At 73.0% G+C, this 15333-nt stretch carries 16 protein-coding genes; 4 read left to right on the top strand and 12 right to left on the bottom strand.

Annotated features, from left to right (window positions below):
* Positions 1-105: 105 nt before the first annotated feature.
* The 3 genes from A6A08_RS23390 to A6A08_RS23400 all read right to left on the bottom strand — a co-directional run bounded on the left by A6A08_RS23390 (position 106) and on the right by A6A08_RS23400 (position 2888).
* Complete coding sequence (locus A6A08_RS23390; RefSeq protein ID WP_073704789.1) at positions 106-741, bottom strand: histidine phosphatase family protein; 636 nt, start codon at positions 739-741, stop codon at positions 106-108.
* 31 nt (positions 742-772) lie between these two features.
* The gene (hemL, locus tag A6A08_RS23395) at positions 773-2080 is read right to left on the bottom strand and encodes a glutamate-1-semialdehyde 2,1-aminomutase (protein WP_073704790.1); all 1308 of its coding nucleotides are present in this window, start codon (positions 2078-2080) and stop codon (positions 773-775) included.
* 124 nt (positions 2081-2204) lie between these two features.
* Entirely contained in the window at positions 2205-2888 is a 684-nt protein-coding gene (locus tag A6A08_RS23400) for a phosphatase PAP2 family protein (protein ID WP_083609245.1), read from the bottom strand.
* Positions 2889-3134: 246 nt separating this feature from the next.
* On the opposite strand from A6A08_RS23400, the gene rraA reads away from it, so the two are divergent.
* Positions 3135-3623, top strand: coding sequence for a ribonuclease E activity regulator RraA (rraA, locus tag A6A08_RS23405; protein ID WP_073705034.1), 489 nt, complete (start codon positions 3135-3137; stop codon positions 3621-3623).
* Positions 3624-3694: 71 nt separating this feature from the next.
* Here the strand turns inward: rraA and A6A08_RS23410 are convergent, their stop codons facing one another.
* The 9 genes from A6A08_RS23410 to A6A08_RS23450 form a co-directional block, all read right to left on the bottom strand.
* On the bottom strand, positions 3695-3889 hold the full coding sequence (locus tag A6A08_RS23410; RefSeq protein WP_073704791.1) for a hypothetical protein: 195 nt from the start codon (positions 3887-3889) through the stop codon (positions 3695-3697).
* Between the two features lie 36 nt (positions 3890-3925).
* Positions 3926-4579 carry a bifunctional DNA primase/polymerase gene (locus tag A6A08_RS23415; RefSeq protein WP_073704792.1) on the bottom strand — a complete coding sequence of 218 codons (654 nt, stop codon included), beginning with the start codon at positions 4577-4579 and terminating at the stop codon, positions 3926-3928.
* Positions 4580-4673: 94 nt separating this feature from the next.
* The gene (hemB, locus tag A6A08_RS23420) at positions 4674-5672 is read right to left on the bottom strand and encodes a porphobilinogen synthase (RefSeq protein ID WP_073704793.1); all 999 of its coding nucleotides are present in this window, start codon (positions 5670-5672) and stop codon (positions 4674-4676) included.
* A gap of 53 nt (positions 5673-5725) precedes the next feature.
* Positions 5726-7408, bottom strand: coding sequence for a bifunctional uroporphyrinogen-III C-methyltransferase/uroporphyrinogen-III synthase (locus tag A6A08_RS23425; protein ID WP_073704794.1), 1683 nt, complete (start codon positions 7406-7408; stop codon positions 5726-5728).
* Between the two features lie 104 nt (positions 7409-7512).
* A complete protein-coding gene (gene hemC / locus A6A08_RS23430; protein WP_073704795.1) occupies positions 7513-8505 on the bottom strand; it encodes a hydroxymethylbilane synthase in 993 nt (330 codons plus the stop codon).
* Positions 8502-10007: a glutamyl-tRNA reductase gene (locus tag A6A08_RS23435; RefSeq protein WP_073704796.1), complete on the bottom strand. Its 1506-nt coding sequence runs from the start codon at positions 10005-10007 to the stop codon at positions 8502-8504. The genes hemC and A6A08_RS23435 overlap by 4 nt, the downstream gene beginning before the upstream one ends.
* Positions 10008-10142: 135 nt before the next feature.
* Entirely contained in the window at positions 10143-10838 is a 696-nt protein-coding gene (locus tag A6A08_RS23440) for a redox-sensing transcriptional repressor Rex (protein ID WP_073704797.1), read from the bottom strand.
* Between the two features lie 328 nt (positions 10839-11166).
* Positions 11167-11433, bottom strand: coding sequence for a glutaredoxin family protein (locus A6A08_RS23445; protein WP_073704798.1), 267 nt, complete (start codon positions 11431-11433; stop codon positions 11167-11169).
* 34 nt (positions 11434-11467) lie between these two features.
* On the bottom strand, positions 11468-11725 hold the full coding sequence (locus A6A08_RS23450) for a MoaD/ThiS family protein (protein ID WP_073704799.1): 258 nt from the start codon (positions 11723-11725) through the stop codon (positions 11468-11470).
* 107 nt (positions 11726-11832) lie between these two features.
* On the opposite strand from A6A08_RS23450, the gene A6A08_RS23455 reads away from it, so the two are divergent.
* From A6A08_RS23455 to mshD, 3 genes are all read left to right on the top strand, one after another.
* Positions 11833-12600: a response regulator transcription factor gene (locus A6A08_RS23455; RefSeq protein WP_073704800.1), complete on the top strand. Its 768-nt coding sequence runs from the start codon at positions 11833-11835 to the stop codon at positions 12598-12600.
* A 282-nt stretch (positions 12601-12882) separates the two neighbouring features.
* Positions 12883-14085 carry a hypothetical protein gene (locus A6A08_RS23465; RefSeq protein ID WP_143181828.1) on the top strand — a complete coding sequence of 401 codons (1203 nt, stop codon included), beginning with the start codon at positions 12883-12885 and terminating at the stop codon, positions 14083-14085.
* 118 nt (positions 14086-14203) lie between these two features.
* Positions 14204-15196, top strand: a complete 993-nt coding sequence (mshD, locus tag A6A08_RS23470; protein ID WP_073704803.1) for a mycothiol synthase — start codon at positions 14204-14206, stop codon at positions 15194-15196.
* Positions 15197-15333 lie beyond the last annotated feature (137 nt).

A 15333-nucleotide genomic window follows, 5' to 3' on the forward strand; every position in this document is an offset into this window, starting at 1 on the left:
GCGGGGTGGCCGGTGCGACCGGGACGACCCCGGGGAGGCCAGCGCTGGAGAGCGCACCCACCGCACCCGAAGCCCCAGCTTACCGCCACGGGTAAGCGCTCCGGGTCACGCCCCGGGGATCGCGGGCTCGTCCTTGTACAGGACGGCGGCCGGCTCGGCGTAGCTGACGCTGGTCAGACGCTGTTCCGTGAAGGTCAGGGACGTCACGCTCGCCAGGTTGCACTCGCGCAGGTCCGGCCGGTGCCACAGGCGCTTGCCCTCGGCCGCGCGGCGCGCCATCCAGATCGGCAGCTGGTGGCTGACACACACGGCCTCGCGCCCCCACGCGGCGCGGCGGGCGACCTTGACGGCCTCCACCATACGGGCGACGATCTCGGAGTAGGGCTCGCCCCAGGACGGCAGGAACGGGTTGTAGACCCGGCTGAACACGCGGGGGTCGCGCACCGAGCGCCGCGACAGCGCCATGCCCTCGAACTTGTTGGCCGCCTCGATGAGCCGGTCGTCCAGGGTGACGGGCAGGCCCGTCATCTTCTGGAAGGGGACGGCGGTCTCCTGTGTGCGGTCCAGCGGCGAGGAGAACAGCGCCGCGATGTCGTGACCGTCGAGCCACTCGGCGGTCATCTCGGCCATCTGCCGGCCCCGATCGCTGAGGTGGAAGTCGGGGAGCCTGCCGTAGAGCACCTTGCCGGGGTTGTACACCTCTCCGTGCCGCAGCAGGTGCACGACGGTGGTCGTCGTCATCGTGTGTGTCTTTCCTTCGGGGTCATGGGCGTCAGGAGCGGGGGCGGCCCTGGGCCTCGGCCGCGGCCCGGGCCGCTCCGGGCAGTGCCGAGACCACCCTGTCGACGGCGGTGTCGTCGTGCGCCGCGGAGAAGAACCACGCCTCGAAGGCGGCGGGCGGCAGGTACACGCCCTGGTCGAGCATGGCGTGGAAGAACGCGGAGAAGACCGCGGTGTCGGTGGTGCGCGCGGTGTCGAAGTCGACGATCTCCCGGTCGGTGAAGAACACCGTGAAGAGGCTGCCGCCGCTCTGGACGCGGTGGGCGACCCCCGCGGCGGCGAGCTCCTTGGAGACCTCGCTCCGGACCTGCTCGGAGACCTGGTCGATGCGGGAGTAGACCTCGGGGGTGGCGCCCCGCAGGGTGGCGAGTCCGGCGGCGGTGGCCAGCGGGTTCCCGGACAGGGTCCCCGCCTGGTAGACGGGACCGTTCGGGGCGAGGCGGTCCATGATCTCGGCCCGGCCGCCGAACGCCGCGGCGGGAAGGCCGCCTCCCATGACCTTGCCGAAGGTCATGAGGTCGGGGGCGACCTCCTCCAGGCCGTACCAGCCCGAGGAGCTGACGCGGAAGCCCGTGAGGACCTCGTCGAGGACGAGCAGGGCCCCGTTGGCGTGCGCGATCTCCTTGAGGCGCGCGTTGAACCCGTCCCGAGGCGGCACGACGCCCATGTTGGCGGGGCAGGCCTCGGCGATGACGCAGGCGATGTCGTCGCCGTACTCGGCGAAGGCGCGCTCGACGGCCTCGGTGTCGTTGTAGGGCAGCACGAGGGTGTCCGCGGCGCTGGCGCCGGTCACCCCCGGGGAGTCGGGCAGGGCGAAGGTGGCCAGACCGGAGCCGGCGGCGGCCAGGAGAGCGTCGACGTGGCCGTGGTAGTTGCCCGCGAACTTGACGATCTTGCTGCGGCCGGTGAAGCCGCGCGCGAGGCGGATCGCGGACATGGTGGCCTCGGTGCCGGAGTTGACGAGGCGGACCTTCTCCACGGGGGTGCGTCCGACGATCAGCTCGGCGAGTTCGACCTCGCCGGGGGTCGGCGCGCCGTAGGAGGTCCCGGCCCCGACCGCGCTGTGGAGGGCCTCCACGACGGCGGGGGCGGCGTGGCCGAGGACGAGCGGTCCCCAGGAGCACACGAGGTCGACGTACTGGCGGCCGTCGGCGTCGGTGAGGTAGGGGCCCTCGCCCTTGACGAAGAAGGGCGGGGTGCCGCCGACGGCGCCGAAGGCGCGCACAGGCGAGTTCACGCCGCCGGGCACGACGGCGGAGGCGCGCTGGAAGAGCTCTGCTGAAGTCTGTTGAGTACCCACCTCACCAGTGTGTCAGCTGTGTCCTGTTCCGAAACCGTGACCCGCCCCGCACGGGCGGGGGTCCGGCCAGGTCCGGGCACGTGTGCCCCGTCCCGGGAGGGGGCGGGGCACACGGGGAGGGCGCTCAGACCCGGGCGGAGCGGTCCTCGGCGGAGGGCTCGGCGGCGGCGGAGCGCCCGCCGGCCGTGTCCGGGACATCGGGACGGTCGGCGCGCACGAGGGGGCGCAGGCGGTCGTTTCGGGCCAGGAGTCCGGCGAACGCGGTCATCGGGCGGGACATGGCGAGGGAGGCCAATGCGGCGACGGCGGCTCCGAGGAGGAGCCCGACGGTGACGTCGTGCGGGTAGTGGACGCCGACGAGGACCCGGGAGAAGGCCTCCAGGAGGGCGACGAGGACGGCGACGACGGCGATGCGGCGCCAGGCGAGGACGAGTGCCGCCGCGGCGGCGCCCGCGATCGCGGAGTGGTTGCTCGGGAAGGACCAGTCGCCGACCGGGTCGCAGGTGGCGATCGTGACCAGGTCGGTCATCGCCTGGCAGGGGCGCATCTGGTCGAAGAACGACTTCACCGTGTTGCTGACCGCGTAGGCGGCGACGGTCGCCACGGGGGCGAACAGGGCCAGGCCGACCAGGCGCGTGTCCACGGACCGGGCGCGCCACCAGGCGGCGAGGAAGAGGACGGCGAACACGCCGAGGAGGAGGTCGGTGCCCGCGTGGACCGCGTTCTGCACCCACGCGGGAAGGTGTACCGCGAACCCGGTCACTGCTCGGGACCAGGCGGCGCTGACGTCGAGGATCTCGGAGACCATCTCTCTCCAGTGGGTCGTACGGGGAGAGTCGCGCAGGGGGAGGAACTGGGCGACGCCCCGTCCAAAGATGACGGGACTCCCACGGTTCGGTGACAGGAAGGGCTTCATCCTGTCATCGAGCAGACCTCCTGGACGCCCGAAAAGCGTCGTATCGACGAAAGAGACGGGCAGGACCGACCAAGGAGTCGGCGGTACCGGCGAGTAACTTTGGTGGTGTCCATCCGCTTCCCCGAGACCGGAGCTGTCATGACACCGAACTTCTCCACGGCGGACCTCATCGACGACCACGGCGACACCCTGCGCAGCTGCTCCACGCAGTTCCGTCAGTTCGGGGGGCGCGCGGTGTTCTCCGGCCGGATCCGCACGGTCAAGTGCCATGAGGACAACGGCCTGGTCAAGCAGGTCCTCAACACCCCCGGCGACGGCGCCGTCCTGGTGGTGGACGGCGGCGGCTCGCTGCGGTCCGCCCTGATGGGCGACATGATCGCCGAGGCGGCCGTGGCCAACGGCTGGGCCGGCGCCGTGGTCTTCGGCGCGGTCCGCGACACCCGCGCCCTGGGAGGGCTGGACCTGGGGGTGAAGGCCCTGGGCTCCAACCCCCGCAAGTCCCTCAAGGACGGCGCCGGGCGCCTGGACGTGCCGGTGTCCTTCGGCGACGTCGCGTTCGTCCCGGGCGAGTGGCTCTACAGCGACGAGGACGGTGTGGTCGTGAACGCCGAGGAGATCGCACTCTGACGTCCGGCCGCGCGCATGCGGACGGAGGGGGTCGTCGCGACGGCCCCCTCCGTCGCGTCCGTACCGTGCGCTCAGACCCGGCCGCGCAGAAGCGGGTAGGCCATGGCCGCGCACATCGCGGGGACCAGCGGCACCGGGACGAGGGAGGAGGCCAGCACGTGGTCGACGGCCAGCGCGACCGCACCCGGCTCGCCCTGTGGGTGAACGGCCGGGAGGGCCAGCCTCGCCGGTCCGGCGGGGGTGGACCGGGGGTCTTCTCCGGTCACAGCACGGGGTCGGTCCCGTGGACGCCCGCGCGCGACCTAGCCGGAGAACTCCTCGCTGGCGTCGGCGAGGATGCCGAGCACCGCGATCGGGTCGGGCAGCACCACCGAGCCGTCCGTGTCGTGCGGGGCGCGGATCCAGGTGAACCGGTCCCCGGAGGGCAGCCGCGACGGGGCGCCGAGCACGAAGCTGTCCCGGCAGTGCCAGCGCAGGCCCGGCATCTCCTCCACGGCCTCGGGCACGCAGTCCAGGTGGCAGGACCACCACTCGTCCTCGTCGACCGGGGAGCGGGTGGCCACGAAGAACAGGTAGCGGGAGGACTCCACCGCCGCCACCGGCCCCGAGGGCACCCCGGAGCGGCCCATCCGCGCCAGCGCCATCACGCCCGCCTCGCGGGGCACGTCGAAGACGTCGAAGACCCGGCCCGTGGGCAGGATGATGTTCGCCTCCGGGGTGGCCGTCCACCACCGGCGGATGGTATCGGCGTCGGTGCTGGCCTCCACGCCCCAGGCCATCGTCACCGGATGCGCCGCCGGGTCCGGACAGCCCATCCGGTCGCAGCTGCACGCGCGGTCCTGGCCGGGCGAGGTGCCGCGCGCCACCGGCCAGCCCAGACCGGCGTAGCCCAGTGCGGCGTCGAGCATGCTGTCCGCCGCATGACGCCGTTTACGTCGGTACAGAACCTCGGCCATGGAGCCTCCCCGGTGGTCCTCGTGATCCAGGCGCGGCCTCGACGTCGTGAGGCCCTGCGCCCGGAGACCGCGGCCGGGGCGGGGCCTGGTCGCGTTACCGCAGCAGGCGGGCGGCCTCGGTCGCCCAGTAGGTGAGGATCTGCTCGGCCCCCGCCCGCCGGTACGAGGTCAGGGTCTCCAGGATCGCCCGCTCGCGGTCGAGCCAGCCGCGCTCCGCCGCCGCCTCGATCATCGCGTACTCGCCGCTGACCTGGTAGGCCGACACGGGTACCGGGGAGGCCTCCGCCACCCTGGCCACGATGTCGAGGTAGGCCAGACCCGGTTTGACCATCACCATGTCGGCGCCCTCGGCCACGTCCAAGGCGACCTCGCGCAGCGCCTCGCGCGCGTTGGCGGGGTCCTGCTGGTAACCGGAGCGGTCGCCGAACTGCGGCGCGCCCTCGGCCGCCTCGCGGAAGGGGCCGTAGAAGGCCGACGCGTACTTGGCGGCGTAGGCCAGGATCGGCACCCGCTCGTGCCCGGCGCGGTCCAGTCCGGCACGGATGGCCGCGACCTGGCCGTCCATCATGCCGCTGGGGGCCACCACGGCGGCGCCCGCCTCGGCCTGGGCGGCGGCGATGGACGCGTACCGCTCCAGGGTGAGGTCGTTGTCGACGTGTCCGTCGGTCAGCAGCGGGCCGCAGTGGCCGTGGTCGGTGTACTCGCACAGGCACAGGTCGGCCATCACCACGATGTCGTCGCCGACCTCGGCGGCCAGGTCGCGCAGGGCCACCTGGACGACGCCCTCGGGGTCGTCGGCCGCCGAACCGCGCTCGTCCTTGTGCCCGGGGATACCGAACAGCATCAGCCCGCCGACCCCGGCGGCGGCCGCCTCGTGGGCGGCCTTGCGCAGGCTGTCACGGGTGTGCTGCACCTGGCCGGGCATCGAGGAGATCGCCACCGGCTCGGAGATCCCCTCCTTGACGAACATCGGCAGGACGAGGTTCTCCGGGAGCACCCGGTTCTCGGCGACCAGGCGGCGCAGCGCCGCTCCACGGCGCAGGCGGCGCGGCCGGGCGACGGGGAAGGCGGCGTCGTTGCTGGAGGCGGTCATCGCGGGGCTCCCGGTGTGGGTTCGTGCGGCGTGCTGGCGGCTGGGCGGGGCTCTCAGAGCTTGCGGCGGCGCCCGCGCCGCTTCTGGCTGGGCTTGAGGACGGGCTTGCCCGCCTCGATGGCTTCACGCCTCTTGGCGGCACCGTACTCCGAAAGGGCCTGCGCGAGGGCGGAAACGGACGCCTTCGGTGCCACGACGTCCACGCGCAGTCCGAACTCGATCGCGGTCTTCTCGGTCTCGGGGCCGATCACGGCGATGGCGGTGGTGTTGTGCGGCTTGCCCGCGATCCCCACCAGGTTGCGCACCGTGGAGGAGGACGTGAACAGCACCGCGTCGAAACCGCCGCCCTTGATCGCCTCTCGGACAGGGGCGGGCGGGGGCGCGGCGCGCACGGTGCGGTAGGCGGTGACGTCGTCGACGTCCCAGCCGAGCTTGTCCAGGCCCGCGGCCAGGGTCTCGGTGGCGATGTCGGCGCGCGGCAGCAGCACGCGCTCGATCGGGTCGATCTCGGCGTCGTAGGGCGGCCACACCGACACCAGGCCCGCGCTGGACTGCTGCTCCTCGGGCGGTGCCAGGTCGGGCTGGATGCCGAAGTCGCGCACGGCCCTGGCGGTGGCCTCGCCGACGACGGCGACCTTGACCCCGGCGAAGGCACGCGCGTCCAGTCCGTAGGACTCCAGGCGCTCGCGGATCGCCTTGACCGCGTTGGCGGAGGTGAAGGCCACCCACTGGTAGCGGCCGGTGACCAGGCCGCGGACGGCGCGCTCCATCTGCTGCGGGGTGCGCGGCGGCTCCACGGAGATGGTGGGCACCTCCTCGGGCACCGCGCCGTAGCCGCGCAACTGGTCGGACAGGGCGGCGGCCTGCTCCTTGGTCCGGGGCACCAGGACCCGCCAACCGAACAGCGGCCGGGTCTCGTACCAGGACAGGTCGGGCTGGCGGGCCGCGGCTGGACCGACGATCATCAGCGCGGGCGCGGTGGCGTGGTGGCCCTTGGCGTCCTTGGCCTTGAGGTCGGCGACCAGCCGGGCCAGCGTGGAGGTGACCGTGGTCTGGCGGGTGGTGCCACCGGCGCGCACGACCGAGACGGGGGTGGTGGCGGGGCGGCCGCCCGAGACGAGGGCCTTGCACAGCACGTCGAAGCCGGGCCCCTGGTGCTCGGGGGCCTCTCCGGCGGGCGCGTCGGCGCCCATGACGACCAGGGTGGCGTCGCTGGCGGCCGCCTCGTTCCAGTCGATCCCGCCCTCGGCCCGGGCGTTGAGCACCCGCACCTCGGGGCTCTCCGCGTTCATCAGCGGCACGCCCGAGAAGGTCGGCACGGAGGTGATGGCGGAGACGCCCGGAGCGACCTCGACCTCCACCCCGGCCTCGTGGCAGGCGGCGACCAGCTCGGCTCCGCGGCAGCCGAAGAACGGGTCGCCGGAGTACAGGCGGACCACCCGCCGGCCCTCACGGGCACGGGCCAGGGCGAGGGCGTTGACGTCGCCGCCGCACTCGGCCGCCTCCACCACGGAGACGTCCTCGGAGCAGTGGGAGAGGAGCTCGCCGCGAAAGCCCGAGAGCTCCTCGGCCGCTGGCTCGCGCAGCGTGATGACCACGTCGGCTCGGCGCAGCAGCTCGGCGCCGCGCAGGGTCAGCAGGTCGGCACCGCCCGGACCGGAACCGACCAGGGCGACGTGCCCGGACCGCGTGGTGGCACGCGGTTCCTCCGGCTGGGGGTTGGCGTTGGCGTTCACGTACTGGCTCCTCTGTGTGGGTCGCCCGCGCCCCGGTGCGCGGTATCCGGGACGGTTGCGGATGCGGCGGGCTCCGGCCGAGGACACCCGCCGTCGGCTCCTGGTTAGGGTGTGTCCCTCTCCGCGAAGGCCTCCGCCACGATGCGGTCGGCTCCCTCGTCGATCATCTGGCGGGCCAGGTCCCGGCCGAGCGCGGTGGCGGCGGCCAGGTCCCCGGCCGAGTCGAGGCCGACGGCGCGTTCGCGGCGTACGGCGCTGGACCCGTCGGTGGCCACCACGGCGGCGCGCAGGTTCAGGCGGCCGGCCCCGGCGTCGTACTGGGCGTAGGCGCCGACGGGGGCGGCGCATCCGGCTTCGAGCTCCGCGAGCACGGTGCGCTCGGCCACGACCTCGACGCGGGTGGCGGGGTGGTCGACCGAGGCCAGGTAGGCGAGGTCGCCCTCCAGGCGCTCGGCGGGGCACTCGACGGCGAGGGCGCCCTGGCCCGGCGCGGGCAGCATCTGCTCGGGCTCGAAGACCTCGGTGGCGTCGTCGGCGCGGCCGACGCGGCCGAGCCCGGCGTAGGCGAGGACGACGGCGTCGAGCTCGCCGGAGGCGACCTTGCCCAGGCGGGTCTCGGCGTTGCCGCGGATCGGCACGTAGGTCAGGTCCGGGCGCAGCAGGGCGAGCTGGGCGACGCGGCGCGGGGATCCGGTGCCGATCACGGCCCCGGGGGGCAGGTCGGCGAACTTGAGGCCGTCGCGTGCGCACAGGGCGTCACGCGGGTCGTCGCGCTCGGGGATGGCGGCCAGCACGAGCCCGTCGGCCGGGGTGGTGGGCAGGTCCTTGAGCGAGTGCACGGCGAAGTCGACGGTGCCCGCGTGGAGCTGGTCGCGCAGGGCGTTGACGAACACGCCGGTGCCACCGAGCTGGGTCAGGTGGGCCTTGGTGACGTCGCCGAAGCTGGTGATCAGCTCCAGCTCGATCGCCCGGCCGGTGCGTTCGGTGATGGCGTCGGCGACCATCCGCGACTGGCTGGTGGCCATGGTGCTGCGGCGGGTACCGAGCTTGGCGGGGGCCCTGTCGACGGGGCCGCCGTTGGTGTGCGTGCCGGTCATGGCTTCTCCTGGGCGGTCGGTGCCGCGGTGGCGGGTCCCTCGGGAGCGGCCAGCGCCTCCGGGTTCCCGGGGTCGAGTGCGAAGAGTTCCCGCAGGGCCGCCTCGTAGGACTCCCCGTCCGGAGCGGCGGCCAGTTCCTTGACGCGCACGGTCGGTCTGTGCAGGAGCTTGTCGGCGACGCGGCGCATGGCGCGCGTGATCTCCTCGCGCGTGCGCTCGTCGAGGTCGTCGGGGAGGCGTCCGTGCAGGCGCGACAGCTCGGACTCCACGACGTCCCTGGCCTGGGCGCGCAGGGCGACGACGGTGGGGGTCACCTGGCTGGCGCGGCGGACCGCGCGGAACTCGGCGACCTCCTCGTCGACGATGCCGCGGGCGAGGGTGAGTGCGCTGTCGCGTCCCGTGTCGGTTCCGGGGTCCGTGGCGGCGGCCTGGCGCAGGTCCTCGATGTCGACCAGTTCCACACCGGCCAGTCCGCGCACGGCGGGGTCGATGTCGCGGGGCAGCGCGAGGTCGAGGAAGACCAGGGGGCGCGTGCGCCCGGCGGTGGCGGCGGCCACGGCGTCGGCGGTGAGGACGAGGCCCTGGGCACCGGTGCAGGAGATGACCAGGTCGACGTCGGCGAGGGTGCCGGCGGCCTCCTCGAAGGCGACGGCGCGGGCGTCGACGGTCTCGTACGCCTCGGTGAGGCACTCGGCGAGGCGGTCGGCGCGCTCCAGGGTGCGGTTGGCCACCACGACCGCCGCCGCGCCCTGGCGGGAGACGGTGTTGGCGGACAGGGCGCTCATGGAGCCGGCGCCGAGGACGAGGACGCGCACGCCCGTGAGGGGCCCGTGCGCGGGCTGGGCGAGGCCGGGCGCGTCGTCGGTGTCGCCGGGCTCGGCGGACATGGGGCAGCCCGCGGGGGGCACCGCGCCCACGGTCTGGACGGTCTGGCCGGCGGTGGTGCGGGGGGCGCCGGTCGGGCCGAGGCCCAGACCTCCGGACGCCACGGTGAGGCCGAAGCTGACCATGTCGGCGCCCGCGTGGTCCAGGTGGGTCTCGGTGTGGGCGCGCTTGCCCACGCGCAGGGCGCGCTGGCCGAGGTCGTTGAGGACGCGGCCGACGGAGCCGGTCTCCTGGCCCTCCTTGAGGGCGTCGCGCACCTGTCCGAGGATCTGCCCCTCGCCGACGACCATGGAGTCCAGGCCGCAGGTGACCGAGAACAGGTGCTGGACAGCGCGGTCCTCATAGTGCACGTACATGTGCTCGGACAGCTCTCCGAGGGGGACTCCCGTGTGCCAGGAGAGGAGTTCGGTGATGGCCGCGACACCGCCGTGGAAGGCCGAGACGTCGGCGTAGACCTCGGTGCGGTTGCAGGTGGAGACGATCATGACCTCGTTGACGGAGTCGGAGGCGATCATCTCCCCGACCGCGTTGGTCCGCGTCTCCCCGTTCAGCGCGACACGTTCGAGCAGAGCCACCGGCGAACTCCGGTGGCTCAACCCCACGGCCAGGACACTCATCCGCATTCTCCTATGCAGGCACTACACAGCGTCTTCGTATGTCCCCGGAGGCGGCCATACCTTCCGGGGCGCGGCGCACGCTCGCTCATCGCCCACCGCTCATGCAGGCCCAACGGCCCCGAATCGTCGAACGTCTCACGTCAGTTCCAGTCCCGCGCGTTCCGCGCCCCGGCCGTCGCCGTCGGCCCTGCGCTGCGCGTGGAAGGCGAGGATCTGGAGTTCGATGGACAAGTCGACCTTACGCACATCGACCCCGTCCGGCACATTGAGGACGACCGGAGCGAAGTTGAGGATGCTGGCCACCCCGGCCTCGACGAAGCGCGTCGCCACTCCCTGGGCCGCGGCCGCCGGAGTCGTGATGACACCTATGGAAACGCCCTTCGTACGCACAACCTCCTCCAGGTTGTCAATATGCCTCACGTCCAGGGACGCCACGTTCTGTCCGACCATCGCCGGGTCGGCGTCGAGCAGGGCCGCGATACGGAAACCGCGGGTGCCGAAGCCCCCGTAGTTGGCCAGTGCGCGGCCCAGGTTGCCGATGCCGACGATGGCCACGGCCCAGTCCTGGGTGAGACCAAGCTCACGAGAGATCTGGTAGACGAGGTACTCGACCTCGTACCCCACTCCGCGCGTCCCATAGGACCCGAGGTGGGAGAGGTCCTTGCGCAGTTTGGCCGAGTTCACACCGGCGGCGGAGGCGAGGGCCTCGGAGGAGACGGTGAGGGTTCCCCGGTCCTGGAGCGCCTGGAGGGCGCGCAGGTAGACGGGGAGCCGGGCCACGGTGGCCTCCGGGATGCCCCTGTCCCGGGGCCGTGGTGGACGACTGATCACAGGCGGGCGCTCCTGAGCGGCGATCGGTGCGGGCTGGTGCGGGGACGGGCCGCGCGGGAGGCGGGCCGCGCGGTCCGGCGCCAGGAGCGGGCGGGGTGCGCCCCGCTCCCCCGACAGGTCTGGAATCCCTAGATTACGTGCTTGTGAAAGCGCGCACAAAGTGGGGTCCGCTGTGATCGAGGGCTCATAAGTTCCCATCCGGAAGGGCCTTGGCACGCCTTCGGGAAATCGGGAGTTCGCGTTACGGCAATGAGGCCAACCGAAATGGCACAGATGTGAGGATTTGTGGACACAGCCGATCTTTCCTCTTCACCCGGGGCGTTCCCCGTCAACCGCCGAGGGCGGCGCGCAACCGATCCTCGCTGACCCTCCAGAAGTCGTGGCGGCGGCCGTCCACGAACGTGACCGGGACCTTGTCCCAGTACTCCTCGCGATCGGCCTCTCCCACACCGTCCAGCTGCTCCTGGCCCCGGTCCGCGCCCAGCTCGTCGGTGACCCGCTCGATGACCGACCAGGCCTCCTCGCACAGGTGGCACCCCGGTTTGCCGAGCATCACCACGCGCGCCCGGCCCGCCCACTCGGGGGTTTCCGTCATCTTCCCTCCCTGTCTCGCGGCTGTTTCGGCCCTCTCACCCGCCCGCGAAGGGCGGTAGGACCTCGATCACAGTCCCGTTCGCGACCTCGACCTCACCGTGCGGCCTGCGCCCGACCGGGCGTTCGTCGACCAGGAGCGACGAAGACCCGAGTACGCGCTGGAAGCGATCGTCGGGATGCAGCCGACACGCCGCCGCGAGGGCTTCTCCGAGCGTGTCGGCGGTGACCGTTTCCTCGGCCGTTCCGGCCGCTTCCTTGGCCGCTGCCCAGTACCTGATAGTGCACTTCGCCATCTGTTGATTATCCTTGTGTTGCTCGGAGGCGACGTACAAGACATCTTCACCCGGGGGCAATGGCGCCTTCGATCGCCCGCACAGCGCGGGATGACGAGAAGAGACGCATGAGCCATCTGCTTCTGTTGACGAACTCGAACGAACCGTCGGACCACGTACTGCCCGCCCTCGGCCTGCTCCTGCACTCCGTGCGGGTGGCGCCGGCCGAGGCCGGAGCCCTGCTGGCCTCGGGCGCGGCCGGCGGATCCGGCGCACCGGTCGACGCCATTCTGGTCGATGCCCGGACCGATCTCGCCGCGGCCCGCAACTTCTGCCGCCTGCTCGACACCACCGGCCTGGACTGCCCGCTGATCGTCATCCTCACCGAGGGCGGCGTGGCGGCCCTGACCCCCGACTGGCAGGCGGACGACTTCGTCCTGGCCACCGCCGGTCCCGCGGAGGTCGAGGCGCGCCTGCGGCTGGCCGTCGGCTCGGCCGACGCCGGAACGGACGACCCCGACGAGATCCGCAGGGGCGATCTCGTCATCGACGAGGCCACCTACATCGCACGCCTGCGCGGCCGCATCCTCGACCTCACCTTCAAGGAGTTCGAGCTGCTCAAGTTCCTGGCGCAGCACCCCGGCCGGGTGTTCACCCGGGCGCAGCTGCTCCAGGAGGTGTGGGGCTACGACTACTTCGGCGGCACACGCACCATCGACGTCCACGTGCGGCGCCTGCGCGCCAAGCTGGGCTCGGAGTACGAGTCGCTGATCGGCACCGTACGCAACGTGGGCTACCGCTTCGTGCCCGACCCGGTGGCCAAGGTCCCCTCGGCCCCGGTGGAGGACGCCGAGCCGATGCCCGCCGCCCGGGTCGCCGAGTCCGAGAACAGGTAGCCGCGCGGAGCGGCGGGGTCCGCGGGCCGTGCCCGCACGGACCCGTGGACGGCTCCGGGGCGCCCGTGCACCGCGCGGGCGCCCCGGAGCCGTTCGCGCTCTCCGCCACCGCGACATGACCGACGGTGCGGAAGAGGGAGCGTGGACCCTCGTGTTCGGCGCCCCCAGGTCCTAAGATCGGGGAGCACCCGAACGCCGGGACGTCAGGCGCGGCGAAACTCCCCGCGGCCGGGTGTGCCGCAACCGTTTTGGCGCGTCATCCGCGAGGAGGAGAACGCCCCGATGTCCACGTCCGCCGCGAGTTCCCCGCTCACCCCCGGCCTCCGCCGCGCGGGTGCCGCTCTGGGCGCCGTCTTCGTCGGTTCCAGCCTGGTCGCCGTGATGTCCCCGGCGTACGCCGAGCCGGGCCCGTCCGCGAGTCCCTCGTCCTCCGCCTCTTCCTCTCCTTCCGCCCCGGCCTCTCCCCCACCCTCCGCCTCGCCCTCATCCCCGCCCTCGTCCTCACCCCCGCCCTCCCCCTCCGAGCCGCCCACCGCGTCGGCCGTCATCGCCTTCGCGAACGACGCCAGTGAGGTGGAACCGGGCGGATCGGCCCCGGCCAACGCCCTCACCGCGACCAACACCGGTGACGCCGACATCTGCCTGACCGGGCTGGCCGTGAACGTCCCCGAGTTCGGCGCGCGGGGCTTCGAGCCCCGGGAGGTCGCTCCGGGCGAGACGGCGCCCGCGGGCGAGGTCACCGGCACGCCCAGCGAGACGACCGACGTCGTGGCGGTCCTCACCTACGCGCTCGCCCAAGAGGGCGTCGACTGCGCGGACCTTCGGCCGGCGACCCGGCACACCGTCTCCACCGGCACGTGGACGGTCTCGGTGACCGTGCCCGACCCCACGCCCTCCCCCGATCCGACCCCGTCGCCGGACCCCACCAAGGAGCCGAGCCCGGAGCCCACCAGCGAGCCGGACGGGGACAAAACCGAGAGCCCCGCCGACGAGGAGACGTCCCGGCCGGATCCGGGCACCTCCGAAAGCGACGACGACCGGACCGGGAACTCCGGGAACTCCGGCGGTTCGGGGGGGTCCGGTGACTCGGGCGGCTCCGGTGGTTCGGGCGGCTCCGGTGGTTCGGGAGGCCCCTCCACGCGCCCGGAGTCCTCGACCGGCGGCGGAGTCGGCGACGTCCCCATCAGTGACGTGCCCACCAGCGGCTCCGACCTCCCGGCGCTGCCGAGCGACGAGGCCGCCCTTCCCGGTGTCTCCCCCGGCGCCGAGGACCTCGCCGAGCTGCCGACGGTGACCCCGGGGGCCGGCGACGACGAGCTCGACGGCACCGAGGTGGCCGCCGACCACGGCGACCTGGGCCCGAACATGGCCCCGGCGGTGCTGCTCGCGGCGTTCCTCCTCGCGCTGCTGCTCGCGACCCCGCTGGCGCCGGTGCGGCGCGTCCGGGTCGGCGTCGGCTACCAGGGCAAGCGCCGCAAGCGGTAGGGCCGAGGCGGGGCCCGGCCCCGCCGCCACGCGGGGCCGGGCGACTCACCAGGACAAACCCCTCAGCGGCCGTGCCTGTCCGAATCCCCGTGGCCGCTTCGTCGTAGGCTTGCGCTCCATGAGCACCCCGCTAGTCACCGACGACCTGGCTCCGGCCCTCGCCGACCAGGTGCTGACACTCGCCGAGGCCGCGCGCGCGGCCGACGGCGTCGCCCCTCTGTCGGAGCACACGCTGCTCCGCGTCAGACACGGCGCCCCCTCCGGGAGCAGCCGCTTCCACCTGGTCGTCGAGGACGAACGCGCGGTCGGCTTCGCCTTCGTCGAACGGGTCCCGGGCGAGCCCGACTCCGGGGAGGTCGTCGTCGACCCCGCCCACCGGGGGCGCGGACACGGCACCGCCCTGCTGGAGTCGGTCCACCGGGACGCCGGCCCCGACGGGGTACGCGTGTGGGCGCACGGGCGCACCCCGCAGGCGGTCTCGGTCGCGAGGGAGGACGGCTGGACCGCCGTCCGCGAACTCCACAAGATGCGGATGCCGCTGCGCGACCTCACCGCCGGGGAGGCGGGCGGCCCCTGGGCGGCCCCCGAGCTGCCCGAACCGGAGCTGCGGCCCGACGTGGCCGACCAGGTGCGGTTGCGGACCTTCGTGGTGGGCCAGGACGAGCAGGCCTGGCTGGAGGCGAACGCGCGCGCGTTCGCCGACCACCCCGAGCAGGGCCAGCTCACCCTGGACGACCTGCTCCAGCGCGAGGTGGAGGACTGGTTCGACCCGGAGGGCTTCTTCCTGGCCGCCGCCAACGACGGACGGGTCGCCGCCTTCCACTGGACCAAGGTCCACTCCGACGGTGCCGGACTCACCGACGGCGAACCGGTCGGCGAGGTCTACGTGGTGGGCGTGGACCCCGACTGGCAGGGCACCGGGCTCGGCCGCGCACTGACCCTGGCCGGTCTGCGCCACCTGCGCGACGCCGGGCTTCCGTGGGTGCACCTGTACGTGGACGGTGACAACGGGGCCGCCGTGCGGCTGTACGAGTCGCTCGGCTTCGGCATGTGGGACACCGACGTGATGTACGCGCCGCCCGCCGACGGGGGCCGGCAGAACTCCTCCTGACGTGCGAAGCGTCACATTCACCGAGCAATTTCCCTATCGCCACGGGAGTGCGACACCCCGTTCATTTTCCGTTCATCTCCCTTGGCACAACTCGTCACCTTCCACGCCTACCTTCACATTCGGCGCGATACGGCCAC

The sequence above is a fragment of the Nocardiopsis sp. TSRI0078 genome, from assembly GCF_001905145.1.
Lineage (GTDB): Bacteria > Actinomycetota > Actinomycetes > Streptosporangiales > Streptosporangiaceae > Nocardiopsis.

Excerpts from the sequence above, each read along its gene's own strand:
- A6A08_RS23390 (WP_073704789.1), bottom strand. The coding sequence starts at position 741 with ATGACGACGACCACCGTCGTGCACCTGCTGCGGCACGGAGAGGTGTAC.
- A6A08_RS23400 (WP_083609245.1), bottom strand. The coding sequence starts at position 2,888 with ATGGTCTCCGAGATCCTCGACGTCAGCGCCGCCTGGTCCCGAGCAGTG.
- rraA (WP_073705034.1), top strand. The coding sequence starts at position 3,135 with ATGACACCGAACTTCTCCACGGCGGACCTCATCGACGACCACGGCGAC.
- A6A08_RS23415 (WP_073704792.1), bottom strand. The coding sequence starts at position 4,579 with ATGGCCGAGGTTCTGTACCGACGTAAACGGCGTCATGCGGCGGACAGC.
- hemB (WP_073704793.1), bottom strand. The coding sequence starts at position 5,672 with ATGACCGCCTCCAGCAACGACGCCGCCTTCCCCGTCGCCCGGCCGCGC.
- hemC (WP_073704795.1), bottom strand. The coding sequence starts at position 8,505 with ATGACCGGCACGCACACCAACGGCGGCCCCGTCGACAGGGCCCCCGCC.
- A6A08_RS23435 (WP_073704796.1), bottom strand. The coding sequence starts at position 10,007 with ATGAGTGTCCTGGCCGTGGGGTTGAGCCACCGGAGTTCGCCGGTGGCT.
- A6A08_RS23445 (WP_073704798.1), bottom strand. The coding sequence starts at position 11,433 with ATGACGGAAACCCCCGAGTGGGCGGGCCGGGCGCGCGTGGTGATGCTC.
- A6A08_RS23450 (WP_073704799.1), bottom strand. The coding sequence starts at position 11,725 with ATGGCGAAGTGCACTATCAGGTACTGGGCAGCGGCCAAGGAAGCGGCC.
- A6A08_RS23455 (WP_073704800.1), top strand. The coding sequence starts at position 11,833 with ATGAGCCATCTGCTTCTGTTGACGAACTCGAACGAACCGTCGGACCAC.
- A6A08_RS23465 (WP_143181828.1), top strand. The coding sequence starts at position 12,883 with ATGTCCACGTCCGCCGCGAGTTCCCCGCTCACCCCCGGCCTCCGCCGC.
- mshD (WP_073704803.1), top strand. The coding sequence starts at position 14,204 with ATGAGCACCCCGCTAGTCACCGACGACCTGGCTCCGGCCCTCGCCGAC.